At 50.5% G+C, this 23363-nt stretch carries 22 protein-coding genes; 4 read left to right on the top strand and 18 right to left on the bottom strand.

Annotated features, from left to right (window positions below):
* Positions 1 to 41: 41 nt before the first annotated feature.
* The 6 genes from BCV73_RS11690 to BCV73_RS11665 all read right to left on the bottom strand — a co-directional run bounded on the left by BCV73_RS11690 (position 42) and on the right by BCV73_RS11665 (position 5621).
* On the bottom strand, positions 42 to 1265 hold the full coding sequence (locus BCV73_RS11690; protein ID WP_089547219.1) for a cytochrome P450 family protein: 1224 nt from the start codon (positions 1263 to 1265) through the stop codon (positions 42 to 44).
* A gap of 19 nt (positions 1266 to 1284) precedes the next feature.
* Entirely contained in the window at positions 1285 to 1905 is a 621-nt protein-coding gene (locus tag BCV73_RS11685; RefSeq protein ID WP_244879269.1) for a TetR/AcrR family transcriptional regulator, read from the bottom strand.
* Between the two features lie 136 nt (positions 1906 to 2041).
* Positions 2042 to 3112: a glycine-rich domain-containing protein gene (locus tag BCV73_RS11680; protein ID WP_089547218.1), complete on the bottom strand. Its 1071-nt coding sequence runs from the start codon at positions 3110 to 3112 to the stop codon at positions 2042 to 2044.
* Between the two features lie 182 nt (positions 3113 to 3294).
* Complete coding sequence (locus BCV73_RS11675; protein WP_089547217.1) at positions 3295 to 3939, bottom strand: PspA/IM30 family protein; 645 nt, start codon at positions 3937 to 3939, stop codon at positions 3295 to 3297.
* A 3-nt stretch (positions 3940 to 3942) separates the two neighbouring features.
* Positions 3943 to 4446 (bottom strand): hypothetical protein, encoded by a 504-nt coding sequence (locus BCV73_RS11670; protein ID WP_089547216.1) that lies wholly within the window; start codon positions 4444 to 4446, stop codon positions 3943 to 3945.
* 323 nt (positions 4447 to 4769) lie between these two features.
* A complete protein-coding gene (locus tag BCV73_RS11665) occupies positions 4770 to 5621 on the bottom strand; it encodes a hypothetical protein (RefSeq protein WP_089547215.1) in 852 nt (283 codons plus the stop codon).
* 248 nt (positions 5622 to 5869) lie between these two features.
* Here BCV73_RS11665 and BCV73_RS11660 point away from each other — a divergent pair, with 248 nt between their 5' ends.
* Positions 5870 to 6397, top strand: coding sequence for a hypothetical protein (locus tag BCV73_RS11660; RefSeq protein WP_089547214.1), 528 nt, complete (start codon positions 5870 to 5872; stop codon positions 6395 to 6397).
* Positions 6398 to 6725: 328 nt separating this feature from the next.
* Here the strand turns inward: BCV73_RS11660 and BCV73_RS11655 are convergent, their stop codons facing one another.
* The 4 genes from BCV73_RS11655 to BCV73_RS11640 all read right to left on the bottom strand — a co-directional run bounded on the left by BCV73_RS11655 (position 6726) and on the right by BCV73_RS11640 (position 11071).
* Entirely contained in the window at positions 6726 to 7061 is a 336-nt protein-coding gene (locus tag BCV73_RS11655) for an NUDIX hydrolase (protein ID WP_089547213.1), read from the bottom strand.
* Between the two features lie 71 nt (positions 7062 to 7132).
* The gene (gene helD / locus BCV73_RS11650) at positions 7133 to 9481 is read right to left on the bottom strand and encodes an RNA polymerase recycling motor HelD (protein ID WP_089547212.1); all 2349 of its coding nucleotides are present in this window, start codon (positions 9479 to 9481) and stop codon (positions 7133 to 7135) included.
* Positions 9482 to 9975: 494 nt separating this feature from the next.
* Complete coding sequence (locus BCV73_RS11645; RefSeq protein WP_089547211.1) at positions 9976 to 10758, bottom strand: NAD-dependent epimerase/dehydratase family protein; 783 nt, start codon at positions 10756 to 10758, stop codon at positions 9976 to 9978.
* A gap of 28 nt (positions 10759 to 10786) precedes the next feature.
* Entirely contained in the window at positions 10787 to 11071 is a 285-nt protein-coding gene (locus BCV73_RS11640) for a GNAT family N-acetyltransferase (RefSeq protein WP_089550208.1), read from the bottom strand.
* Positions 11072 to 11291: 220 nt separating this feature from the next.
* On the opposite strand from BCV73_RS11640, the gene BCV73_RS11635 reads away from it, so the two are divergent.
* Positions 11292 to 12701: an amino acid permease gene (locus tag BCV73_RS11635; RefSeq protein ID WP_179231969.1), complete on the top strand. Its 1410-nt coding sequence runs from the start codon at positions 11292 to 11294 to the stop codon at positions 12699 to 12701.
* Positions 12702 to 12786: 85 nt separating this feature from the next.
* Here the strand turns inward: BCV73_RS11635 and BCV73_RS11630 are convergent, their stop codons facing one another.
* Positions 12787 to 13470, bottom strand: a complete 684-nt coding sequence (locus BCV73_RS11630; protein WP_256992824.1) for a hypothetical protein — start codon at positions 13468 to 13470, stop codon at positions 12787 to 12789.
* Between the two features lie 179 nt (positions 13471 to 13649).
* Between BCV73_RS11630 and BCV73_RS11625 the strand changes: the two genes are divergently transcribed.
* Positions 13650 to 15158, top strand: a complete 1509-nt coding sequence (locus tag BCV73_RS11625) for a stalk domain-containing protein (protein ID WP_179231968.1) — start codon at positions 13650 to 13652, stop codon at positions 15156 to 15158.
* A gap of 90 nt (positions 15159 to 15248) precedes the next feature.
* On the opposite strand, the gene BCV73_RS11620 is transcribed toward BCV73_RS11625, so the two are convergent.
* Positions 15249 to 15791, bottom strand: coding sequence for a hypothetical protein (locus tag BCV73_RS11620; RefSeq protein WP_089547209.1), 543 nt, complete (start codon positions 15789 to 15791; stop codon positions 15249 to 15251).
* A 237-nt stretch (positions 15792 to 16028) separates the two neighbouring features.
* Here BCV73_RS11620 and BCV73_RS11615 point away from each other — a divergent pair, with 237 nt between their 5' ends.
* The gene (locus tag BCV73_RS11615) at positions 16029 to 16622 is read left to right on the top strand and encodes an NADPH-dependent FMN reductase (protein ID WP_076165832.1); all 594 of its coding nucleotides are present in this window, start codon (positions 16029 to 16031) and stop codon (positions 16620 to 16622) included.
* A 94-nt stretch (positions 16623 to 16716) separates the two neighbouring features.
* On the opposite strand, the gene BCV73_RS11610 is transcribed toward BCV73_RS11615, so the two are convergent.
* The 6 genes from BCV73_RS11610 to BCV73_RS11585 all read right to left on the bottom strand — a co-directional run bounded on the left by BCV73_RS11610 (position 16717) and on the right by BCV73_RS11585 (position 23268).
* Entirely contained in the window at positions 16717 to 17559 is an 843-nt protein-coding gene (locus tag BCV73_RS11610; protein ID WP_089547208.1) for a nucleotidyltransferase domain-containing protein, read from the bottom strand.
* 112 nt (positions 17560 to 17671) lie between these two features.
* Positions 17672 to 18490, bottom strand: coding sequence for an ammonia-dependent NAD(+) synthetase (gene nadE, locus BCV73_RS11605; RefSeq protein WP_076165839.1), 819 nt, complete (start codon positions 18488 to 18490; stop codon positions 17672 to 17674).
* 15 nt (positions 18491 to 18505) lie between these two features.
* Complete coding sequence (gene nadD / locus BCV73_RS11600; protein ID WP_076165843.1) at positions 18506 to 19120, bottom strand: nicotinate (nicotinamide) nucleotide adenylyltransferase; 615 nt, start codon at positions 19118 to 19120, stop codon at positions 18506 to 18508.
* 10 nt (positions 19121 to 19130) lie between these two features.
* A complete protein-coding gene (locus BCV73_RS11595; protein WP_089547207.1) occupies positions 19131 to 20618 on the bottom strand; it encodes a nicotinate phosphoribosyltransferase in 1488 nt (495 codons plus the stop codon).
* Positions 20619 to 20707: 89 nt separating this feature from the next.
* The gene (locus BCV73_RS11590; RefSeq protein WP_089547206.1) at positions 20708 to 21484 is read right to left on the bottom strand and encodes an NUDIX hydrolase; all 777 of its coding nucleotides are present in this window, start codon (positions 21482 to 21484) and stop codon (positions 20708 to 20710) included.
* A gap of 188 nt (positions 21485 to 21672) precedes the next feature.
* Positions 21673 to 23268, bottom strand: coding sequence for a copper amine oxidase N-terminal domain-containing protein (locus BCV73_RS11585; protein ID WP_089547205.1), 1596 nt, complete (start codon positions 23266 to 23268; stop codon positions 21673 to 21675).
* Positions 23269 to 23363 lie beyond the last annotated feature (95 nt).

The raw sequence follows: 23363 nt of genomic DNA, 5'->3' as shown, positions 1-23363 counted from the left end.
CATTTCGCGGACTTTTCCTCTAACATGAATATGAAGAAGCTTTAAAAGCTGACGGGAAGGCTCACCAATGATCGGAGCGTACTGTAGTGATATGCCAGGTCTTCCGGTTTCACGTCGAGACGCAGGTTGGGAAAGCGCCGCAAAAGCGAGCCGAACGCGATTTGTCCCTCCATGCGGGCAAGGGGTGCTCCCAAGCAAAGATGGATTCCTCTGCCAAACGCCAAATGATCGGTTTCTTGTCTTGTGATGTCCAGCCGCTCTGGCCCGTCAAATCGGCTTGCATCCATATCCGCTCCGGCCAGCGAAACCATAACCATCTCGCCTTTTCGAATGAGTGTACCATGGATCTCGATATCTTCATCTGCAACCCGGCCCGTAATCATAACCGGCCCCGCATACCGGAGCAGCTCTTCAACCGCACCCGGCAGAAGGGCCGGATCCTCACGTAGCAGCTGCATTTGTTCTGGATGCTGAAGCAGTGCCAGGGTTCCGTTGCCGATCAAATTCACGGTCGTTTCATGTCCTGCCGTAATGAGCAGCCAAATGGTAGAGAGCAGCTCGTTCTCGTTAAGTTTATCGCCCTCGTCATATGCCTGCAGCAAACCGCTGATAACATCGTTACCGGGCCGTACCCTCTTTTCGGAAATCAAAGATTGAATGTAATCAATAAACTCCTGTAGGGCTTCTTGAACCAAGTTTGCTTGGCCGGGGTTCAGCGCGCCTTCGGCCAGCTTGTGGGTCCACTCGCGAAATCGCGCCTGATGATGGCCGGGGATTCCCAGCATCTCCGAGATTACGATGATAGGCAGCGGATAAGCAAATTCAGAAATGAGTTCCATCTTGCCCCGGCTGACCACCTTATCCAGCAGCTCATCGGCGATTTGTTGGATGCGCGGGCGCAGATCCTCAATCATTCGGGGCGTAAATGCTTTGGAGACCAAACGCCGGAGCCGGGTATGATCGGGTGGATCCACCATGAGCATATTAGGCATGCTTTTGAACCATTCGAGCAATTCATTGACGGAGCTTTTCTCAGGTGAAGATTGTTGCTGTGAAGCGAACTTTCGCCGGTCCGAAAGGAACCGGGGATCTTTCAAAATCGCTGAGACATCCTCATACCGAAAAGCTATCCAAGCTTTGCCCATGCCAAAAAAGTCGTCAAGCCGGTAAAGTCTTTCCTGTCGATTGACCAGTTTTTGGTAAAACGCATTGAAATCACGCATCGTTTCCGGTGCCACTAAATCACTGCTGGTGATGTCTTTCACGGCCGCTCACCTCTTCACTTTAGTTTTCCATACCGTATCGGATCATGTCACAAAAAGCTTCCAATTCCTCCATAAGGCTGCGGGTATAGGCTCCGTCAATATGGCTCATCCCCTTCGTCTCATCCAGAAACTTCGTTTCGAAATGTCTGGTTACAGTCATGACGAGCTCGAATGCATACTTTTGATTTACGCCTTCGCGAAGGGGAACCTTGTCAAAAAGCTGTGCCAACAGCGCATTCCGGGCTTCGCTCACCTGGCCGTACTTATCCTCGATTTCCTCCTTCAAGCCATCCGGTGTGGCATAAAATGCCTCATATACCAACTTCCATTCATCCGGATGCTCGCGAAAATAGCCGAGTTTCGCACGGCTTAACTCCGTGATGGCTGTAAAAAAATCAGCATGTTCCGTAGTCCGCTCATCAAAATGGATACCCGTTCGGACCTTCTCAAAGCAGTGGTCCACTAAGTTAAGATACAGTTTCTTCTTACTTGTGAAATGATGAAAGATCAAAGCTTTGGAGATCCCGGCAGCAGCCGCCAGCATTTCCGTTGAAGTGTTCTTGTAGCCGTTGCGGGCAAACACAGTTAAGCAGGCTTGCAAAATTTTCTCCTGTTCGTAGAGCTGTATCGGCAGTCTCATCACCTCTTCCCTAGTATGCTGACCAATTGGTTAGTAAAATCATACAGGATGCTGACCTGCTGGTCAATATAAATGACAAAAAAATCCACCTGCAGAAAGCAGATGAATTTTTTGAAGGTAAAGATGTACAGGTTTCCTAGTCTCCTCCCCCTCCACAGGAACTGCAGGATGAGGAGCTGCACGAGGACGAGCTGCAGGAAGAATCGCTGGACGAACTGCAGGACGAACTGCAAGAAGAATTGCCGGAATCATCGCCGCTAGGGCTGTCACTGTCCGGAGATAGGCCTGAATCGTCCACCCCAGGATTTGTCGAAGGATCGCTGTCAGAAGGATTCCAATCGCCCGAAGGGTCGTCATCATTCCACGGATCCGTATCCATGGCCGTCAGAAACAGAATGGAGCTGAACGGATCTACCGTCACCCCGTTCTCCTCACTTCGGCGGATGCCGGTGGATTGACCTCGGCCGCTTCTGGGAGGCAAAGGACGGCTTGCCCTCAATGTGCCGGGTTTTGCTGACTTGACGTCACGATAATGTTTTCGGATCGAGCCAATGATGGCCAGTTGAATGGCTTCGATTGCGGCATCGGAACTGCTCTGAAAATATCGGCTGCGGATCTCTTGATCGTTTAGATTGTCGAAGGTTTGAAAGAACTCTTCGTCGATTTTAAATTGGAAAAACGGATTCAGAAGTGCCTCGTTTGCCGGATAAATGTGAAACAGCATGCTGTAGATCAAATCATACCGTGCCCTCTCTTCTTCCGGCAATTTTTTATTATTCGTGTAGGCCACGTTAGGTTGATGATGAATAAACCGTCCTGCGAACGTGGTGCAGAAGCGATCATAATCGCGGGTAAACATCAGCATTTCATGCCAGATCAGGTCGGCATCTTTACTGAACATGGGAACCTGCTTGAGAATCGCGCACATGAGAAAGAACCTCTTCACTTCCAGAAGCATCCATTGATATTGGGTTTGGCTGATGGGATGGCGCTCCATAACCCGCTGCTTTACGTGCTCCATATAGTCCGTTCCCAGCGCGTTCTCCAATCGTATGACGAGATCGGATAAACCTTGTATCTCTTTATTGATGCCTATGTATGGTGGTATGGGTATATCAAACCCGTGACCCTTATTCCCTTCTTTTGAGTTATCCCCGGAAGCCGAACCGGAACCCAGCAATCTTTTCAAAAATGACAGCAAACTCATGTTTCTCCTCCTTATGCCGTGGATTTCGGTCCCCAATGGAAATGAATCCCCTTCAATGAGATTACCATATCACGGGAAGGAAGCAATGACACTTTCGTTACTGGAAATCCGTTTCCTATAAAAAGGCAAACCCCCGCTTCTCTAAGAAACAGGGGTTCACCATACACCATTCACTTCCAGGATTAAGAGCTTTGTTTGGCTGACTTCAGTCTGGCCAGTTCTTCCTGAACTTCCTGCTGACGCGACCAATCGGTTAATTTGTCAGCTGCTTGATAAGCCAGCGTCCCTGCTTCTACGTGCATCAGCTTCTGCTCCATGCGCTCAAAACCGCGGGGGATTTTGCTGATATCGGAGACAGGAGCGGTTCTTGCCGTATCCCGCATCGTATTCACCGCATTGGCACGTACTAGCAAAAATGCCAGCTTGTCCGTTAGCTCTTTGTGCACGTCCTGCAGCCGTTGAATTTCACCGCGAAGCGATTGGGCCTGTTTTCTGACCGTATCACGCTGCTCCGTATAGGTCTGCTCCAGCTTGGCGTGATGCAGCTTCTCTTGAATGGCCATCGCCGCGATATCGTCTTCATTGCGTTCGACGGCTAGCTGAGCTTGGCGCTCCCGCTTTCTGACGATTTCAGCGGTTGATGCCAGCAGCAGATCATACCGCTGCTCCGCGGCAATCTGGGTTTGCAGCGCCCCGCGTGCTTGATCGATCTGTTCTTCAAGCTGTCTGATATAATGTTTGGCCATGCTGACGGGATCTTCGACCTGATCCAAGAGACGGTGCACGTCTGCTGCGGCTATATCTTTGATTCTCGTAAAAATTCCCATATATTAATCCTCCTTATGTTGTCTGCGTTCCCATTCATCCAGGAATTGTCCTCGGCTAGAACTATGCTCATACGATAACGGCGTCACGTCGGAAAAGCCCGGATCGGAAAGCAATTTACGCTGGCTGACAATCCTTTTATACAGCAGGAAAACGGCGATCAGAATGATCGTGCCCCACAGCGGGGTGAATAAACTGAGTGTACCCAGGGCAGCCAGGATGGCTCCGGCCCATTTCAGCCCTCCCCTGCTTTTCAGGAAGAGGAGCATCCCGCCGATCATCAGAGTCATCTGAAGCAGTGCCGTCCACACAGGTTTCATCCCCGTTTCTGAGCGCTCTCCCGGTCTCGTAAATCCCGGATACCCATGATGCCCCTGTTCGACAAGACCGTGCCAGGTTTTTCCCGGAACATCATGCCCGATAAAGAGGCTCCATTTCATAAGCAGCACAAGGAGAAGGACAGAAACCGATCCGATGACAATACCGGTAAGTAACGAAGTTTTTTTCAAGGAACTCACCTCCTTTCCCGCATCCGTTTTGGTTGTGTATGTTATACCTTGTCCCTTGCGTATGAATAGCTTAAGAGAACAAGCTTTAGCGAATCTTAATTGTGAAAAGAGGATGTTGACCGGCCCGATTCCCGGGTCCGGGACGCTGTGGAAATATGGACGTGCCAATGCTGAGAGAGCACTGCAAACTCCAATGGCTTAACCATTCTGAGCAAACGAAAAAGTCCGCGGTTTTCGCGGACTTTTGACCTGTTCAGATGAACTTGCTTTTCGATTTGCAATTGGTCTTGCTACGATGTTCGTTGACGTTACGTAAATAAAGACTATTTGCTTTGCAGAGTCTGAAGCCTCTTGAACAATTTTCGGATCCACCCGACGATCACAGGGACCAAAAACAGCATGACGAATCCGGCAGCGATGAGAACCCCGATTTGCGTTTCCTTTTCGCTGGAGAGCATCTCCTCTACACTGCTTCCAATCAAAATCATACGCTGATCTTCTCCCTCGCCGGGCAGATGAATGGGCTCCAGATGTCCGTTAACGGCCCGGCCGATCACCGTGATCCTTTGCCCTGGACTAAGCGCGTGATAACCGTAGGCCGTTTCCTTAGGGCTCTCCACAAGCAGCGGGCGGGATGTTTCCCCCTCATGGACAAAGGGGAGTTGGCTCGTTTCTACTGTTTCGAAATCCAGAGGCAGCCAGCCGGAGTAGAATTTGAAACGTTCACTTTCCACTTTAACGCCTTGAATGCTTAAATTCCCCCATACTTGCGGGACGGCGTCTTCATTCCACATATAGTTACATCCGCTTTTGCTGCAATGCCAATTAAACTTTTCCTTTTGAAGGAGCAGGTAACGCTGCCGTAACTTGCCTTGATCCGCTGCAGCGGTCTCCCCCTCAGCTTCTCCTTCGATCCGGACGATCCCGTTCGTGTCTGCTGTCAGCTGCTGAACCGGAGCCGCATGTGAGATTAATGAGGCCAACCTGGCCGAGTCCCAGTACAGCAGCAGTAAGCCGGCTAATATGAAAAAGCCCAGGAATTTTAATAAACCCAGCCAAAAACGGGAAGCCCGGCTTCCTGCAAGTTTCTCCTTCCGCTTGGATTTACCTTTGCGATCCCCTTGATTACGATTTGTGCTGCTGTGCTTTGTTTGACGTTTCGAATGCCTGGCCACGCGCTCGTTCCCCCTGTGAGCTCAAAAATGTTGTCCTTGTAACATTACGGAGCCGCACTAGATCGGGTTTCAGCAGCGTGCACCTGTGTGCTGGATGATTCATACACTTTTCCTGTTCCTAATATTCAGGCTTGCAATTTGCAGGATCTTCCATTATTTTTTGAATGATGCCGGTGAGTGCTGCGTCCTGCTTGCAAATGTCGGCTTTGATAAGTCCAAATATGATCGAGTGACGAAAGGAGATGCCCATGAAGGAGTCGGGAGCTCTAGTTTCTCCACCAAGGGTCTGGTACCAAAAGAAAAGAAACATCCTGCGGATCGTTCTGCTATTGCTATGCCTGGTAGAACTGGCTATTGTCGGGCTGAAGTATGATGGTCATGTCCGCCAATTTTTGTGGATTGGAATCGCCGGATACTGCACAGCTTTAATATTTTTCAGCTATATTTTTACATACGTGGTGCTTCGGTACGGCAAACGGCAACCGGTTACGCGAAGAGCAGACTTGCTATTAGCCATTTTTATATTCTTCCTATCGTTATTCCCTTTAGTTATGCTGGGGAGAGTAACAGCAGATATCGTTCAGGGGCCAGTGGTCAAAACCGTGCACGTCGTCGAAATATGGGATCCTAGACGTGGCGGGGACCGCGTACGAACAGAGGACGGTAAGGAATACGAGCTCGGATACAAGCAAATTGTCATAGAGAGTGGCGGCACTTACCGAATCGAGGCTCTGGAATATTCGGGAATGATTCTGGCAGCCGAGAAGCAGAACTAAATAAAAGATTCGATAAACTGAGAGCTGAGAGCATAACGAGCCCGCTGCAAAGCGGGCTTTCTCTTTATATGCCTTGTCAAACCGCCGCTTCCGATAAATTTGTTTGAACTCAGCCCAGATTTCTTTTCATTTGCACCGTAATGATTTTGCGGCCGTCATCTAACTGTGAAATTTTCAAATCGCTCCTAAAGCGGCGTAGAGTGGATAAAATGCAATAAAGATCGTTAGCCTACGCACTGATACGGAATTAAATCAGTTCGGGGAGCGCAAAGACGCCATGGTTCGTAAAGTCGCTGATGATCTCCTCAGGCAAATATTGAACGAGCTCCTACTTCGTAGCCCATCTATACTCGTCGTGCTCATGCGACAGGGTTACACGCGGTTCGTCGGTTCTGCACAGATAAGATAAAAGCACAATTTGCCTCCCCGGATCCGTAAAAAATGTCGTTGCAAACAGCAATCGATCGATACTTGCGTGAATCCCCGCTTCTTCTTTAATTTCGTGAATCAAAGCGGTATCCAAATCCTCGCCAAACTCCAGATTCCCACCGGCTGTTTCCCAGCCTCCCGCGCCTACTTCGTCTGAACTGGATCGTTTGAGGATCAGAATACGGCCTTGATGGATGATTACAGCTTTTAATACGACAACGATCTTACCCGTCATGATATGGTCCTCCCCACATGCAGCGTCTCTCATTGTGATTGACGATACATGAAATGGGGATGGTTTTCAATTCATGAAATCGAATCTTCCGCAATCCATGAAGCTGCCTCTTGAACAAAACGGCTCGGTTTCCCGATGCTGTACAGTTGCAGTTCATGCATGGCCCGGGTACAGGCGGTATAGAACAGCCGACGCAAGCTCTCTTCTCCGTATTCTTCGTCCGAAGCGTTATAGACGATCACTGCATCGAACTCGATTCCTTTGGCCAAATATACCGGAATGACGACGATCCCCTGTTTATATTCGATCGAACCGCTGGTAACGAGCTTGATATCCTCCAGATCGTGAAGGGATTCGAATACGGATGCGCTTTGGGCTGCGGATTTGCAAATAATCGCAACGGTCCGGTGCCCCTGTTCCCGGAATTGTTTGACTTTTTGCCGAATGGACTGATGTAACTGCTCCGTATCGGCAGCTCTCGTGAGTATGGGGCGGCTTCCGTTCCGGTCAAAAGGAATGATCTCTTCTCCGTTGGGAATAAGCGCTCGTGTAAATTCGACGATCGGTCTGGTGGACCGGTAGCTTCGGTTCAAAATAATGGCATCGGTTTGTTCCTCTCCGTACAATTCGGCCAGCATGCCGAAATCATCCGTACCGTCGGCGTGCGCGAAGACTGCCTGGTTGAAGTCGCCAAGCACCGTCATTTTCGCCGCCGGGAACAGCCTTTTTATAAATTCGAATTGAAACGGCGAATAATCCTGCGCCTCATCCACGAGGACATGCCGGATCGAAACATTGGTCTGGAAGCCTTCGATCAGCTCTTTTAACAGCAAATAAGGTGTCGCGTCCTCATATAAAAGCTTCCCTTGGTCCATCTGTTGGGACGTCATTTCGCTGATTTCGTTCCATTCGGAAGGAAGTTCTGCTCCTTCAACCTCGCCGTCAGCCGGATGGGAAACCAGCATTTGCTTATAGATGGCCGGCGTATCGATAAAGCCCAAATCTTTAATTTGTTGCCGAATACGTTTGAATTTCCTGCTGACGATCCGGCGCGCGAGCTCCTTACGGACAAGTTCCAGATCCACATCCTCTTCCGATTCTTCGGTTAACCCGTGTTTTTTTCGAAGATGCGCATAAGCCTGCTGGTATTCATCATTGTCGACCAGCTCAACGGCGTCCTGCACCCAAGGCTTTCTTCTCTCGGCCTTCTCCGCTTCTTTGACCAGCTCCTTCAACCAATCCGACAACTTTTCCAGTCTGTTGTTAAAGCGAAGCGTCGTGTGCTCACTGTAAAATCTCTCCAGAATTTCCTCGGCGGAAACGAGCGTTTTGCCTTTAAAGGATATATCCTTGAATACCATTCCGGATTGTTCCAGCGCCTGGCGGCAGGATTGGATCCGATCAAAAAACGCCTTTGTCGCCTTAAAGCGGATACCCGCCATCCGCACCCGATAGTCCGGGTCTTCCGAAGCCGTAAGGACGTATTCCAGCTGCGTGTAAGGATCTTCAACGTCGAAGAAGCCGCTCAGCCGGTGATTCAGGTACTCCTGAAACGTGACCTGCTGCATATTCTCTTCCCCAAGCTCTGGCAGCACGCTGGAGACATAACTCTTGAACATGGCGTTTGGCGAAAATAAAAGCATTTGGTCTGCCGTCAAACGGTTCCGGTATTTGTACAGCAAATAAGCGATCCGCTGCAATGCCGCCGACGTCTTGCCGCTCCCGGCCGCCCCCTGAACAATGAGCAGACGTGCGCTGTCATGGCGGATAATCCGGTTCTGTTCCTGCTGAATCGTCGCCACGATGCTTCGCATGTGCGTGTCTGCGGATTGACCGAGCACCTGCTGGAGAATTTCGTCACCGATGGTGAGCCGGGTATCAAACATCGACTGAATAACTCCGCTGCGGATGATGTACTGCCATTTTTGCTCCAGCGTGCCCTGAATCGGCCCGCCGGGCGTGATGTATTCAGCCGGACCCGGTGTGCAGTCATAATACATGCTTGAGACCGGGGCTCTCCAGTCATAAATCAGGAACTTTTCACCGGTAGCATCCGTGAGTGAAGAAACGCCGATGTACACGCGCTCTGTCTCATTCATTCCCTCTTCGGCAAAATCAATCCGCCCGAAATACGGCACATCCTGCATGCGCTGAAGCTGGGACAGCCGCTTGGAGGACTGGCGGTGGCTGCCCTGGCTTAAGGAGAGAACCTCGGACTGCTGCCTTAAGCTGATAATCGTTTCTAGAAAATCGTCAAAGTTGTCCGTGTTCACCGTAACGTCTTCCCAGAAATGCTTACGGATGTCCACAACCTCTTGCCGGCGGCGGGCCGTTGCTTCCTCATATTCGTTGATCTGATCTTGGATGATGCCAATCACCTGATCCACCCGCTGCTGCTCCTGTTGAAATTCTTGACTCATGAAGAAACACTCCTTTACACAAATGATTGTGAGTTTCTGAAAAATAGGGGTTGACGGAACCGACGCTATGGTGTAAGATATAATTAGGAAATACTGATTAAATCAATAGGGATCGCATGACGCATATTTAAATTTACCATGTTGCTTTCATTTTGGCAACTCTATTTTTGTTTACCTTCTAACTCCGCCTTTCACGGGATAACTTCCGTATGGCGGAGTTTTTTTAAGATTATAGAATTTATAAATTTCAGCGAAGCTGAACCATTCTATAATCGCAAGAAAAACTTCGGCTAAATGCGGTCTGTCTTCTTTGAAGGTACGTCGATAGACGTTTTTCTTATGTTCCAATGCAAGCTTTTTGTTCCGAGCTCATTGATCAAAGTCAACAAGAAAAGGAGCTACACCGCCTGCAGACGACATAACTCCTTCGCAACTTTTTATAAAAGCAAATCCCGCTTTTCTCGGGGACATATTCAGAACCATTATTTCTATGCCTATTCCTTCTTTACCCCTGGACCGCCTTGGTATACCCCTTCCTCCTGCTTGATGTCGTCTTCGTCCAGCCCCTGCCGTGCCAGCACGTTCGCCGCGTTGTCCTTTGGCACATAGCCGATTTTTTCGCGCAGATATCCAATATCATAATAATTGTCGTCATTCGCTGAGGTTCCGTACATGGTCAAAAACTTAAGGGATGGATCTGCCTCAATGCAGCATTCGGCCAACTGCACCATATCGCGCCGGGAGATCCAAATATGAGCAGTACGGTCCGAGTGCGGACGGTCGTCGCCCGGAAAATTGCCGATCCGGATGTTCACGGAGGAAACTCCATACTTATCAGAATAGTAACGGCCCAGCAGCTCGATATAGCTTTTGCTGAGCCCATAAAAGCTGTCGGGTCGGTGATCCTCGGGCTTGATATGCTCTCCTACTTTATAAAAACCGGTGGCATGATTGGAACTCGCGAAAATAACCCTCGATACGCCGCCTTTACGGGCGCCTTCATAAATGTGATAAGCACCTGTTACGTTAATCGGGAGCACCTTCCCGAGGAAATCGTCTTCGTCTTTAGCCCAGCCAAAATGAAGCACCGTATCGATACCCTCCAGCGCTGCCGCCACAGCCTCTCCATCCGTGATGTCCAGCTTGCCGACTCCGTGCTCCGGATCGGGACGAATATCTGTTGCGACCACTTCATACTTGCCTGTCGACCGGAGTCCATCCGCTACACAGCTTCCGATCCGTCCGGCTGCACCGGTAACGAGTATTTTTCGTTTCACAGCTCCCACCTCATTTCTTATTGTTCGATCAGCGTTCTTCCTGCTGCCACACATCCTTATACTCTTTATGCCGCTTGAATTGAACATGGGCAAATGAGCAGGCGGGAATAATCTTCTTGCCTTCCTTCCGGGCCATATCCACCACTGCTTTGACCAGTTCATCCCCGATCCGCTGCCCTCGCAGCTCTTCGGACACATACGTATGGTCTATGACGATGGTTCTATCGTCTAGGGGCTGAAAAGTGATTTCCGCCACCTCCCGGTCATCCTCTACCATCACGAACCCTTGACCCGCTTCACGGATTTCTCTCAACATTCCCACGCTCCTTGTGCAAAGTTGTTCCATCTTTGTTCTATCTTCTTTATTCTTCCCCGCCGAATGGACAAGCGAAACCTACAGAAGGCGTAACGTCATAAAATTGGCTCCCCTAAATTTTACTCTGGTGCTTTACCAGAAGAAAGTGTATGATTAATACTTGTCAGTGTTTTTTCAACAAGTCGATGCATTATTCATTCAAAAGGAGTTTGACATCATGACCAGACACAAACTGGGATTCTGGATTTTGACCGCTCTCGTCGTGGGGAATATGGTCGGTTCCGGAATTTTTATGCTGCCCCGCTCGCTGTCCGAAGCGGCCAGCCCTGCGGGCGTCATTCTGGCCTGGCTGGCGACTGGGCTCGGGGTTCTTATGCTGGCGCTGGTTTTCGGAAGCCTTGCTGTCCGTAAGCCGGAGCTGAGCGGCGGGCCGCAAATTTATGCGAAGGAGCTGTTCCGGGAAGGCTCACATGGCTCCCGCCTGGCCGGCTTCATGTCCACTTGGGGGTACTGGGTAGGCAATATAGCCGGGTTTGTCGCGGTGATTACGACCTTCGCCAGTTACCTGTCGACCTTTTTTCCCGTGTTGACCAGCGATAAGGTGTGGGTGGATACCGGAATATTGACGTTAAAGGCGGGCAATGTGCTGACATTTATCGTCTGCTCGCTCTTGCTGTGGGGCACGCACGCCATCTGCATGAAAGGCATGAACGGTGCGGGCCGATTAAATTTTATCGCGACGGCTACCAAAGTAGTTGGCTTTGCCTTGTTTATTATCATTGCATTATTCGCTTTTCAAAAAAGCAACATCGGCCCCTTCCTGGCTCCACGGACCAATGACAGCGGCGAAACGCTCAGCCTGCTGTCCCAGGTCAATGCTGCTGCCGTTGGAACGCTGTGGGCTTTTATCGGCGTCGAATCCGCCATGGTCTTTGCCGCCCGCGCCCGCCGCAAGCAGGACATCCGCCGCGCAACCATTGCCGGGCTGCTCATCTCCATCGTCCTGTATGTGGGCATCAGCATCTTGACGATGGGACTGCTTACACAGCATCAGCTGATGGCTTCCCAGAATCCGCTGGTGGACGGCATCACAGCGGTAATCGGCCCGATCGGCGGCAAGCTCCTCGCTGCGCTGGGCTTGATCAGCCTGCTTGGATCGACGATCGGCTGGGTGCTGCTGAGCGCCGAGGTGCCGTTTCAGGCCGCCAAGCTGGGCGTGTTTCTCCCTTCCTTTTCCAAGGAAAACGGAAAGGGCATGCCGAAGACGTCGCTATGGATTTCGAACGCAGTCGGTCAGGTTCTGCTGCTGTCGACGATCTCCGGCTCGATCTCGGCGGCGTTCGATTTTATCATTTACATTGCTACGCTTGCCTATTTGGTCCCTTATTTGATTGCTTCACTCTATCATATTAAGCTGATTTGGACCGGAGAAACCTTTACAGCTCGCAAAGAACGGGTAACCGAGGGCATGATCGCTGGGCTTGCGGCATTGTATTCGCTTTGGGTCATCATCGCGGGAACGGCGGATTTGAAAACCTTCCTGCTGGGCATCGTGTTGATCGTCAGCGGCATTCTGTTTTATCCGCTGCTGTTCAAGAAAGGCAAGGTACGCGGCACATCAAACTGATCATTACTGTATGAAACACAAAAAGGCGGCCATCTTGGATGGGCGCCTTTTTCATAGGATTCCGTTGCGTCGACGGTTTCAACTCCTATGGCTTACCGATATACAGCTTACCGTTCGCAAAAATCGCCGAATATCCGAGCTTGTACAGCTCGAAATACGGAGCAAGCGGGTCTCCTTCAAGCCCGTATCGGTGCCATTGAAGGTAGTACGAAATCCAGTAGTCACAGGCAATGGAATAATAAGCCTCGCTCAACATTTGAACAGGTTCCTGATCATCCGTATGCTCACTCACCAGTTCAAACAACGATTCGTGTACGACGGGATCATATTCCTCCCGGAATTTTTCGAATTCACTGCCGGATACGATGACTACTTCGGAGACCGTTCCGAGATACGCCGATGCCTCAACCGCTTCCTCCAGCTCGGCATGATCGTCCATCAGCTGATTCAAACCGAGGATATGCCTTTTACCAAGATCCCTGAGCTCCTCTTCGGATACATGATCGGATTTTCCGTTAAAATACCCGGGCACCCATTCCCCTTGAAAGTCCTGCGGATCCAGCATTTCATAGATCGGGAGGATGCGTTGTAAAAAGATATCACCGTCTTCCAAGGGTGCGAACGTAGCTTCCACCCCTTTTCCGCTGGGCATATAGATTTGAAAATAGCCGTAAAACATCTCTTCTTCAATGGGCCCTACAGTTTCTTCAGCCTCTTCTTCATCCATCAATCCAAGCACGTATTTTCCATACTCCTGCTGATCGATCATATCCGCCTCCTGTCTCTAGATTCTACTAAATAGAATTATAAAGCGGAGGGAGCGGCCGGGGCAACGTTTGGCCGGACACGGAGCTTGTCCGATTAAGATTATGCTTGGGCCGCGCAACTTCCCACATGATGCTTGCGTCTTGATTAGTAGATTCAAGTAAAAGAACACGGAGGATGATCATGAAATATTCCCACTTCATGCAAGGAGTGCTGCTATCTGCAGTGGTTGTGACGGCGGTATCACCCCATTCGCTTGCGGCAGCATCCACTCAACCGGGAGATCGAATGGATTCTGCAGCACGGTTATCGGTTTCCAGCTCTGCAGAGTCACCAGCCGCGTCAGCTTCCAGCACCGCCGCTTTGGGAACGGCTTTCGTTCAGGTAGCAGCCGGGAATTATTATTCGGTCGGACTCCGGGCAGACGGCTCGGTGTGGACCTGGGGAAGAAACTTATTGGGCGAACTCGGGATTCCCGATACTACGGCCGTTTCCAGCATGGTGGCACCTGTTCGTCTCAACACACTGCCACCATTGAACTCGATAGCTACCGACGGGTATGGTTACCAATTGGGCGTCGCACGCGACGGTACGGTATGGGAATGGGGATCACGACCGGGCTACGTCCGGGAAACCCAGGTTCCGCGAGCACTCCGGGGTTTATCCGGGATCTCGCAAGTAACGACATTGCAAAAATACAGCTTTGGTCTCGGAAGCGATGGGTCCGTTAAAGCGTGGATGAAAGATCAGAAGAGCGGCGATTCGAGCCAGCCGATTTCAGTTAAGGGCTTGAAAAATATCGTCCAGCTGCAGTCAGCATCCGATTATATCTGTGCGCTGGATTCCGCAGGATCTGTCTGGAGGTTAACGGTGAACACTTCAGAGAATCAGCTCCACCTCTCCGTACCGGTCCGAATACAGGGTTTGCCGGCATTGAAGCAAATTTCCACGCAGCATGCCTATGACGCTTATGGAGTAGACAGCTCCGGCAAGGTATGGAATTGGTCTACCCCAGCTTCTTCTAGCGCAGGAAAGCTGTATGTAAAGCCAGTGAGCATTCAGCCGTCCCTTCAGGTCCGAAATGTTTATGCTTCCCCCGGCTATGCGTTGCTGGTGAGCCGGCAAGGTGAAGTGTGGATGCACGACGGCAAATCGGGCCGATCGGCCGTTAAAGTCAAAGGATTGCATCGGATCGTAACAGCATCGGCCGGGGATACCCATCGCTTGGCCGTTGATGCCAAAGGCCAGGTGTACGGCTGGGGGGCGAACAATTGGAACGAGGTTGGCGTCCCGCGAAATGCGGGTGACGGCATGGAATACGCACCGGTTCCCATTCAGCGGCCGATCACCATTCGTATCAACGGCACCTTGCTTCCCGCCTCCTTCCCGGCAGTCAATAAGAATAACTCGATCATCGTGCCTGTTAAAAGCATAGCGAAGGAGCTCGGAGGCTCACTCGAGGCCACTACAACTCAGGAAGGGACCACTTACAGGCTGCAATACGGCCAAACTACGGTGACATTCCGTCCCGGCTCGGCCGAAGCCGCCATACAGGGGCGGTCCATGGCATTGTCCAGCCCGGTAAGTATGATAAACGGCGCCGTCATGGTGCCAGCTTCCCTATTCAAACAGCTGGGATGCCAGGTCGATTGGAATCCGAATCTTGCCGAGCTGAGCATTCAAGGCAAGTAACAGGCTGTTCATTCACTGTAAGCACACGCCGCAAATGCGGTGTGTGCTTTTTTCATAGCGTAATTGCCTAACGATAATTGTAGCTAAATTTCATTCTGCGGTGATATGCTTAAGCAAAGCCAACAGCTCTCTGATCCTGGGAGCAAGGTCCTCGTTTCCGTTCATGATCCGGATGAAGTCCGCTTCACCCTGTTTTAGCAGCACACCGCTGAAATAATAATATCCGTAAAAAGGATCCGGCTCGTAGCCGCGAGGTTCTTCTTCCTCCCACTCCTCCTCGTCTCCGTCTTCTTGCTCGGGCCAGAGGTACTTGTCATCCAGCAGCTCTTTCAAGGATTTTATCGAGCCCACTTCTTGAATATCCTGATCTGCTAATGCAGAAGCTACAGCAAGGAATAAATCGATCTCTTCGATGGAAACCTGTACCGGTTCCTCTGTTCTTAGTTTCTCGATCAGTGCAAGAATGGTCCATGGGGTCACCTGCCACAAGGTCCCTTGATGTTCGATCAATCCCGCTAAGGAAGCGTACTGTTTTTCTTTAATGAACCGTGGAATGTCCGTGCCTCTCCCATAGGCCGTCGTCAACCGATGCCATGGAACGTTTGGAATTTGAAAATCGGTAATAGCCTTCATCACATGATTTCACCTCTCGCTCTCTATCTTACTTGCTATGCTTTTGTTTACTTCCACGCTGCAGTACATGCTTCCTTTTTCCAGAGGTTAGCACCTTAGTTACTTAAATAAAGTTTTTATGTTGACAATATTAAATTTAAAAAATATAATAACTTACGTAAAGTAACTTACTGATGAATTCAGACTGCAGTCGGTTCATAATCCAAATACATCATAGATGGTTCAGGTGGTGCAAACATGTCGTTTTTCAAAAAATTATTTGGCACAGCAGCCAAGGAGGAAGTTACAATGAGCAAATTGAACATCGGTATTATTTTGGGAAGCACGCGTCAAGGCCGGGTAAGCCCGCAAGTAGGACAATGGATCAAGGAGATTGCCGACCAACGCGGTGACGCTAACTACGAAATCGTGGATATCAGCGATTATAATCTGCCTTTCCTCGGAACGACAGATGGATCCGAACCTGGCATCGCTGCCTGGAACCAGAAGCTCGGAGAACTGGACGGCTTCGTGTTCATCGTTCAGGAATACAACCACAGCATTACCGGCGCGCTGAAAAATGCGATTGACTTCGCCCGTGAAGCGTGGAACAACAAGGCAGCAGGCATCGTGAGCTACGGCTCTACCGGCGGCGCCCGCGCAGCGGAACATCTCCGCGGTATCCTGGGAGAACTGTTGGTTGCCGACGTTCGCGTTCATCCAACGCTGTCTCTGTTCACCGATTTTGAAAACGGATCGGTCTTTAAACCGCAAGCCCTTCATCTGGACAATGTCAATGCGATGCTGGATCAAGTCGTGGCTTGGAGCGGAGCCCTCAAGACTTTAAGATAATTGTATAGTCAATCCAAATAAATGCAAAAAAAGCTGCCGAATTCCCGGCAGCTTTTTTGATATTTTCCTGCATGCTTGCTTTCCCTCACTTGCTTCAATCCCCTGTGGTGACCAGCCTATTGGTTTCCTGCACCAGCTTGCGCAGAATATCAAGCGCCTCCTGTAACCGTCCAGCATTTGCCGATACCAAGGTGAATATTTGATGGACCCGCTCTGCATAGGCTGGCGGTACGATTTCGAAAGCGTCGGCGATGGCTGTCGCTCCCTTTTCGTTCATGCAATACTGATGATTTATAGCGAACAGCACCTGGTTCAAGCAGGATACCGCCCTGAAGCAGCATCCGCTCACATAAGAGATGTCTTTCTTGGCGACCCCTTTCATCCCGATGTCAAGCGAAAATTCGGCTTCCCACAAAAACTTGCCGATGACCGCTTGCCGATATACGGCTGGGAAAGGCGACGTTTTGGACTTCAGTGCGGTAATGATGTCCGCAGGATCCCATAGCACTTGGCACAACGCGACTTCCGCCATGTAAATGGCGTTAATAAAACCGTGAGGATGGCCTGGCTGATAATCAATCGTGACGTTTCCATCGAGGCATTCTTCCATCACCGTGGAGACTTTACGGATATCGCGGTACAAAAAATCAACCGGTATTTGTTCGACTTGCAGCCAGCCCCCGCCATTGATCCAAGGTCCCCAACCGCCAATCTCCGTGATCAGGTCCGTTCGGCCGTCATCATCCAAGGCAGCCGCGATCCGGCGGATTTCCTCGATATCCAATCCATCCACTGAATCGTAATAAATCCCGATATCGATATCCGACCCGGAATGATGCGTCCCTCTGGCTCTGGAACCACCAAGTACGATGGCCCTGACCCCATCAACCTGACCAAGATCCTGTGTTATTCGATGGATTATGGACTGAATATCCATGCCGGCTCACCTCATTCGACTCTTTTCATTTATTATAGCAGCCGCACAAACCCGATTTACGGTAGAAAACGATTTAACGTAAAAAAGCACCGGCTAAAGCCGGCGCCTTGCCTTATTTCCACCATTCATCAAAAGGAGTCACAGGCAGCTCACGTTTATGCTGCGAACGGTCATAACGCTGCTCAATCTTGAGCTGTTCCTGCGGGTCAACCTGCTGCCCGGTCAAATACTGGTCGATCACTTCGTATTCCATGCCCAGCTCGGTTTCATCCGGCTGCTGCGGCTTGTTGTCCAGCAGATCGGCCGTAGGCGTCTTCAGATACAACCTCGCTTCGGCGTCCAAAGCTTTAAGCAGCTGACGGCCCTGCTCTTTGGTCAGCCCCGTCAGCGGCAGAATATCCGCTCCCCCGTCACCGAATTTCGTGAAAAATCCGGTGAGCGCTTCGGCGGCATGGTCCGTCCCGATCACCAAACACTGCCGCTCACCGGCGATGGCGTACTGGGCGATCATCCGCATTCTCGCTTTGACGTTTCCTTTATGGTAATCGGGAAGCCCGTTTCCGGTAGTTTCAGAATACGTAAGGGCAAAAGCGTTGACGGCATTCATAATGTTGAAATCATAGCTCTCGTCCGGCTTGATAAAATCCAGCGCCTTCTGCGCATCGTCCTCATCCTTTTGAATGCCGAAAGGGAGCCGAACCGCGTAAAATTTGGCCTCATATCCTTCCGAACGCAGCTCCTGGACCGCAAGCTGGGCAAGGCGTCCTGCCAGGGTCGAGTCCTGCCCGCCGCTGATGCCGAGCACGAACCCTTTGGCCCCTGCCTTTTTGCAGTAATCCTTGAGGAAACCGATTCGTCTGCGAATTTCCTCTTCCGGCTTAATTTCAGGCTTTACATGAAGTTCTTGAATAATTTGTTGTTGGTTTTTCATATCAATGACTCCCTTCTATCGGTACAATTTATGTTGGCACATATAAGCATAGCAGTTGTCGGGAACCAGATAACGCGGCTCACCGCCTCGTTGAAATTCATCCCGGATATACGTCGAGCTGATTTCCATCGCGAGCCCTTTGTCGATCAAATGAAACGTCTGTCCGTCGTCGGCATTCCGCAGAATCGGCGATTTGCTGATGGCCGCCAGCATGTTGATCCCGTCCCGAGCCATCACGATGAACTTGTTTTCCTGGATGAGCTCCTCTGATTTTTTCCATTTCCCTTCCCCGATATCAAGCAGCAGATCCGCTCCCATGATAAAGTAAATGTCGTCGTCCGGGAAGGCCTCCTTATAATGCTTCAGCGTCAGATAGGTGGCAATTTCCCATCCTGCTTGCTTCATTTCATAATCGTCAGCGACAAATTTATCATTGCCATCTATCGCAAGTTGAATCATGTTCCACCGGTGCTCGTCGCTGGCATGCAGCGATTTATCCGGCCTTTTGCTTGAACAGGGCAGGAAGATCACCCGGTCCAGCCGGCAGCGGTGGGCCACGGTGCTGGCCGTCCACAGATGCACGTTGGTAATAGGATCGAACGAGGATCCGTATATTCCGATTTTCGCCATGTTCCCCTCCTTAAGGCTGCAGCTGCCGCTGGATGTCCCGCTGAATTTCGTCGATCAGCCTCATTTTGTTATCCCAGCATGCCTGGCTCAGGTTCACCGGATACTCTGCCGGATTCAAGATCCGCTGGTATTCCTCCCAAAGCACCTGTAGGTTATCACGCGCAAACGCTCTGATGTCCTTCAAATCTGGCAGTTCATACACCAGCTCTCCGCTGTCAAAAACCAGATGATGAAGCTCCCTAGCCTCAAAACCGGTCACGAACTTGGCAATATACGTATGCACCGGATGGAACATTTTGAGACGCGTCTCTTTCTGTGGTTCTTCATGCTCCAGCGCAATATAATCACCTTCCGACTTACCGTTGCTGCGATTGATGATGCGATAAACCCGCTTTCTGCCCGGGGTTGTAATCTTTTCGGGATTCGAGCTGATTTTAATGGTGTCGACCATATCACCAGTTTCATTCTCAATGGAAATCAGCTTGTAAACGGCTCCCAGTGCGGGCTGATCGTAAGCAGTAATGAGCTTGGTTCCGACACCCCACACATCGATCTGCGCCCCCTGTGCTTTCAGGCTCATGATCGTCTGTTCATCGAGATCGTTGGAGGCATAAATTCGGGCTTGCGGAAAACCGGCATCGTCGAGCATTTTTCTGGCCTCTTTAGATAAATAAGCCAGATCGCCGCTATCCAAACGTATGCCTTTGAAGGTGATCCGATCGCCGTACGCTTTGGCCGCCTTAATCGCGTTCGGTACTCCCGACTTCAACGTATCATACGTATCGACAAGAAAAACGCAGTCCCGGTGGGACTCTGCATACTTACAGAAAGCGGTATACTCATCCTTGTAAGCCTGAACCATCGCATGGGCATGCGTTCCTGCCGTCGGAATGCCGAATAGCTTGCCGGCCCGCACGTTCGATGTCGCATCAAACCCTCCAATGTACGCCGCGCGCGTTCCCCATATGGCCGCATCCATTTCCTGGGCCCGTCTGGATCCGAATTCCATCGTGACGTCGTTTCCGGTAACCTGCTTCATACGGGAAGCCTTCGTTGCGATCAAAGTCTGATAGTTGACGATATTCAGCACAGCCGTCTCGATTAACTGAGCTTCCGCCAGTGGTGCCTCAATCCGCATCAGCGGTTCATTGGCGAACGCCAGCTCCCCCTCTCTCATAGACTTCACGGTTCCCGTGAAGCGGATCCCGGAAAGATATTTTAAAAACTCGTCGCTGTATCCATCTTCCTTCAGGTAGGACAGATCAGATTCCGTAAAACGAAATTGCTGCAGATAGCGCACCACCCGTTCCAGTCCGGCGAAGACGGCATAACCGTGGTGAAACGGGATTTTACGAAAATAAACCTCGAATATTGCCCGTCGTTCATGAATTCCATCCTGCCAGTAGGACTGCGTCATATTGATTTGATATTTATCCGTATGCAGCGCGAGGCTGTCATCTGCATGAAGATTGGTATCCGGATTCGGTTGCTGATTCATTCGTTGGTCCTCCTTTTGTAAAATAACAATTAACCAAATGTTAAATCAGATTTCGAAAAAAATAAGATCTTTATTTTCGCACAATAGATTTACTTTTTGCTGTGATATATGGAGCTGCTGATATCCGCATCTATAAAGCGGTACAGCTGCGTCGGTTTCTTCGACGTTCGGCTCGTCTTCTTGCCGGCCACCTCCTGGATAAACGGGAGGGACTTGATCTTTCTGGCAAAAGCCGCATCCAGGGCAATCGCCGAATCTTTCGTTACGGTGAGCAGTACGCTCTGCAGCTCCGAATAGGTGAACTCTTCAGGCAGAAAATCCTTGGCCGCCGTCGTCTCCAGCAGCTTCCGCCGGATGACGGCAATGGCGTCCTGGATGATGACTTCATGGTCAAACGCCAAGTCCAGCGACAGGACGTCGTCGACCGGAAACAACTCAACCTCGCTCGCGTCATCATTGGCTGCTCTCTGGGACAGATGGTGTTCGGGCACGATCGCATAATGCGCGTTCGATATGATCCAGCCCCGCGGGTCCCGGCCCGGCGTATCGTATACACCAAAATGTTCCAGATGAATCTGCTCGACCCCAGTCTCTTCTTTCAGTTCCCGCTCCGCCGTTTGAAACGCGGATTCTGTTGGTTCGACAAAGCCGCCCGGCAGCGCCCACTTCCCTGCTTCGATGTTGGGGCGGCCCTCACTGTCCGTCATACTCCGTTTGATGAGCATGATTTGCAGCTCCATAACCGGCGGTTTAAATGCTTCCGTCTTCTCCGAACGGATTGTAAAGACCGCGATGTCGGACGTATAGCCGTCAGGTGTGCGGTACTTTCGGACATCGTATTGCTGAAGTGCTTGTTCGTTGGACATATTTGCCTGCGCCTTTCCTGTTTTGATTTACAATTAACATTTTGTTAATTAATAATATACCCGGGTTGGTTTTTTGTGTCAAGGGTTATGTTGCCAAAATAATAAAAAACAAGCCGACTTCTGCGTCGGCCTGTTCAAATGTTTCGGTCAGGAAGCAGTTAGACAAAATAGGCGGTTCCAAGACTGACCTAATTATTGGAACTTACTTTTAAGCGCTCGAAAGTCTTGACCATTTCGGCATCCTCCAGAAAAATATTTTTACCTCCTAATTGGTTACCCATGCCCAGCTTGTTTCCTCCAGCCAAGTAAATGCTGACGGAATCCCCGGCAGTGAACTCTACCGACATGCCGTGGAAAAACGTTACTGGAAAGGTCTTCGGCAGCGTCACTTCTGTGCCTTCCGAGGAAATTTTTTTAAGGATCCGGCAAACCGTACGAATCCCCTCCTGATCCTTCTTGTTCGCTCCAATCAGAGGTTTGTAAATGAGGTCCCCATCCTGCATATGAACAGACTTTACGGTGTCGACGGCACATGAAGCGGCCATCTCCTGAAAGCTGCGTTCTTTAGGCAGTGCCTTCCGTTCTTCGGCATAAGAAGGCCGCTCATAAGTTAACCGCTCGGAGCTGGCGTTCTTTTGGAACGGACTGAGATAAGCAAAATCTACAATTCCATGCCCCATATCCCCGGCGAAGCTCAGCGTATCTCCAGGATACGGCGTCTGGTTGTCACGGGCGTATGCCAAATCTTTTCCCGTTAAAAGCTTGTCGGCGAGTACTGTGGTCGTGTTATCCTTCAGATCGACCAGCGTCAGCAATCCCGTGCGGCCCGGCCGGACGACTAGATAATCCGCTCCAACAAACTGAACGCCGAACACATCATCCTCCTTGGTCAGCTCCTGCAAATCATGCGTGGCAACGATTTTCCCTTCGTCGTTATATAACCACACGATCTTTCCGTCCGTCAGTACTGTATATTCGATCCAGCCTTTAGGATCATAAACCTCATAGTATGACGTATTCGGTTCGTACCGGAGATCATAAGCCGCATGCTTCTGATCGACGATCCGGTTATTGCGGATAAGTAGGGAGTAGACATCATAATGAGGTTTTGGATTGTTGTATTTATCCACAAACGTCAGTACCGTATTCCCTCCTTGCTGGGACCCGCCTTCAGCCGAAACTGTTCCCTTCATCTCCGCATCCAACTTCCCAATGTTCAATACATCGGATTGTTCGTCTTTAGCCGTATACAGCTCATGGGTCGTTCGATCCCACCATATCGTTAGCCACGAGTACAGTTTGAGGTAGTCGTCCGACTTCATCATATGTACGGTTTGCGTAGCCTTATCCCACTTCACTTCCGTTCCCATAGCCTCGGAGAAAAAGCGCAGCGGAGCATACACCCGCCCGTCGACCATTCGAAGTGGCGAGGACAGGGCGACATGCTGTCCATTGACGCTAGCGCTTTTCGAGCCAAAAGGCAGTTTCACGGTGAGCTTTGGATACCTCATGGTTACCGTTTTGGCCTGAACGTTCCAAGAGACCAGGGTACCGAGCACTTCTCCCATATCCCGGACCGGCAGATAAACCGTACCTTTGTCCAGGAAAGGGGGTGTTTTCGGATTTGCAGCTTTACCGTTCATCGTCAAGTTAATGCCAGTATTGGCCGCCGCTTTGGTTGACGCGGAATTGTCGGCGCTAACAGGCAGTGTAATTGCAAATGCAGCAGCGGCGGCCAGAAAAGCAGCCGGCAGAAATGAATTCCATCGTAGTTTGAAGCGCATCAGATAGGATCCTCCCGTTATAAAAAGAATGAGTGCCTAATCAATAAACGCCGGAAATCAGCTGTTGGTTGCTGCCCTGAGAAATTCCCTCGCAA

Source organism: Paenibacillus sp. SSG-1, assembly GCF_002224835.1.
GTDB classification, from domain to species: Bacteria; Bacillota; Bacilli; order Paenibacillales; family Paenibacillaceae; genus Paenibacillus_AQ; species Paenibacillus_AQ favisporus.
This window is presented reverse-complemented; position numbering and strand designations above follow the sequence as displayed.

Bases quoted from the DNA above. Each gene is read 5' to 3' on its own strand.
- nadD (WP_076165843.1), bottom strand. From the start codon at position 19,120: ATGGCGAAAATCGGAATATACGGATCCTCGTTCGATCCTATTACCAAC.
- BCV73_RS11630 (WP_256992824.1), bottom strand. From the start codon at position 13,470: ATGATCGATCAGCAGGAGTATGGAAAATACGTGCTTGGATTGATGGAT.
- BCV73_RS11595 (WP_089547207.1), bottom strand. From the start codon at position 20,618: ATGAATCAGCAACCGAATCCGGATACCAATCTTCATGCAGATGACAGC.
- BCV73_RS11585 (WP_089547205.1), bottom strand. From the start codon at position 23,268: ATGCGCTTCAAACTACGATGGAATTCATTTCTGCCGGCTGCTTTTCTG.
- BCV73_RS11680 (WP_089547218.1), bottom strand. From the start codon at position 3,112: ATGAGTTTGCTGTCATTTTTGAAAAGATTGCTGGGTTCCGGTTCGGCT.
- nadE (WP_076165839.1), bottom strand. From the start codon at position 18,490: ATGAAAAACCAACAACAAATTATTCAAGAACTTCATGTAAAGCCTGAA.
- BCV73_RS11615 (WP_076165832.1), top strand. From the start codon at position 16,029: ATGTCGTTTTTCAAAAAATTATTTGGCACAGCAGCCAAGGAGGAAGTT.
- BCV73_RS11655 (WP_089547213.1), bottom strand. From the start codon at position 7,061: ATGACGGGTAAGATCGTTGTCGTATTAAAAGCTGTAATCATCCATCAA.
- BCV73_RS11635 (WP_179231969.1), top strand. From the start codon at position 11,292: ATGACCAGACACAAACTGGGATTCTGGATTTTGACCGCTCTCGTCGTG.
- BCV73_RS11590 (WP_089547206.1), bottom strand. From the start codon at position 21,484: ATGTCCAACGAACAAGCACTTCAGCAATACGATGTCCGAAAGTACCGC.
- BCV73_RS11685 (WP_244879269.1), bottom strand. From the start codon at position 1,905: ATGAGACTGCCGATACAGCTCTACGAACAGGAGAAAATTTTGCAAGCC.
- helD (WP_089547212.1), bottom strand. From the start codon at position 9,481: ATGAGTCAAGAATTTCAACAGGAGCAGCAGCGGGTGGATCAGGTGATT.
- BCV73_RS11660 (WP_089547214.1), top strand. From the start codon at position 5,870: ATGAAGGAGTCGGGAGCTCTAGTTTCTCCACCAAGGGTCTGGTACCAA.
- BCV73_RS11610 (WP_089547208.1), bottom strand. From the start codon at position 17,559: ATGGATATTCAGTCCATAATCCATCGAATAACACAGGATCTTGGTCAG.
- BCV73_RS11620 (WP_089547209.1), bottom strand. From the start codon at position 15,791: ATGAAGGCTATTACCGATTTTCAAATTCCAAACGTTCCATGGCATCGG.
- BCV73_RS11625 (WP_179231968.1), top strand. From the start codon at position 13,650: ATGAAATATTCCCACTTCATGCAAGGAGTGCTGCTATCTGCAGTGGTT.
- BCV73_RS11675 (WP_089547217.1), bottom strand. From the start codon at position 3,939: ATGGGAATTTTTACGAGAATCAAAGATATAGCCGCAGCAGACGTGCAC.